The organism is Paracoccus sp. UBA889 (assembly GCA_002294185.1).
In the GTDB taxonomy this organism is placed as follows: Bacteria; Pseudomonadota; Alphaproteobacteria; order Rhodobacterales; family Rhodobacteraceae; genus Paracoccus.
On record DBFD01000077.1, the window covers coordinates 1,539 to 3,033 of the forward strand.

General features: G+C 67.7%; 1 protein-coding gene and 2 pseudogenes. All 3 read left to right on the plus strand.

Annotation, left to right across the window (positions count from 1 at the left end):
• Positions 1–376, plus strand: a pseudogene (locus tag B4L36_RS15745) (hypothetical protein); the annotation flags it as partial.
• Positions 377–378: 2 nt separating this feature from the next.
• Positions 379–1,245: a glycosyltransferase family 2 protein gene (locus B4L36_RS15750; protein ID WP_292959104.1), complete on the plus strand. Its 867-nt coding sequence runs from the start codon at positions 379–381 to the stop codon at positions 1,243–1,245.
• A gap of 124 nt (positions 1,246–1,369) precedes the next feature.
• Positions 1,370–1,495, plus strand: a pseudogene (locus B4L36_RS15755) (beta-hydroxydecanoyl-ACP dehydratase); the annotation flags it as partial.

Sequence of the window (1,495 nt, forward strand, 5' to 3'; positions counted from 1 at the left end):
GGCCGAGGCTGAAATGGCGGCCGAAGCGGCGCTGGATGCCGCCGACCGCGCCGCCGATGCCGCCGCCAATGCCGCCCGCAACGTGGTGACGGATGGCGATGCGACCGGCGCCGGCGCCGCAGAAACCGCCGCCTCGGCCGCCCAGGATGCCGCCGCCGCGACCGAACAGGCCGCCAGCGCCGCCGTCGCAGCCGCCCGGATCGAGGCCGCGCTGACGCCGGCGGGCTTCGACGCCGACAGGGTCGCGCAGATCATCGACCAGGCGCAGATCCCGCAAATCCAGAAGGAGACGCTTAAAAATCTCGTGACCAGCGCCGGCCAGGATCCGGCGCTGCTGCGCGAGGCGCTGGATCAGGTCAAGGCGGTCATGCAGTGACCATCGCGGCGACCGGGCTGGAGGATTTCCTGCGACGCAAGCCGGCGGCGCTGGCACGCGGACCGCTGGCGATCATCCTGATCGAGGACGACGCTGCCGTCCGGCAGACGCTGGATCATCATCTGAAGCTGGGGTTCCGCCACATCCTTGCCCTGTCGCCCGAGCCTGTCACGCTGCCCGCGGATGGCGCGGACAGGATCAGCAACCTGATTTGGGACACCCGCCGGCGCGACGCCCACAAGGGGGCGGTGGACCGGATCATCCGGGCGGTCGCGCCGGGAACCTGGCTTTATTATTGCCATAACGCCGAGTTCCTGTTCTTCCCGTTTTCCGAAACCCGCAGCGTCGGCGAGTTGCTGGCCTTTCATGCCGAGGAACGGCGCGCGGCGATGCTGACCTATGTCATCGACCTCTATGCCGCCGAACCGGACGTGGCGCCCGATGCGGTCGATCTGTCGGCGGCGCTGTTCGACAGGACCGGCTATTATGCGCTTGGCCGCAAGGATGCCCAGGGCCGCGCGATCGAACGGCAGCTGGATTTTCACGGCGGCCTGCGCTGGCGGTTCGAGGAGCATCTGCCGCCGGACCGGCGGCGGATCGACCGGGTTGCGCTGTTCCGCGCCGCGCCGGGCCTGACGATCACGCCCGATCACCGCTTCAACATCGCGGAATACAACACCTATTCATGTCCCTGGCACCACAACCTGACCGCGACCATCGCCTCTTTCCGGGTCGCCAAGGCGCTGGCGCGCAATCCCGGATCGCGCGGCGCGATCGGCCGGTTCACCTGGCGCCATTCCCATCCCTTCGAATGGCGGGCGCAGCAATTGATGGATCTGGGCCTGATGGAGCCCGGCCAATGGTTCTGAGGCTTGCGCGGCCTCGCCGGCTGTTTCATGGCTTGGACTTGCACCGGCTTCGCGGCGAGTGATAGACGGTGCGTCAACTTGAGAGGGACGGCGCCCGATCGCGCCGAAGGGAAGGCAGGACCGCATGGCGATGACGCAAACCAGTTTCGACCGGAACGACCTGCTGGCCTGCGCCCGAGGCGAATTGTTCGGGTCCGGCAATGCGCAATTGCCCGAACCGCCGATGCTGATGATGGACCGGATCACCGAT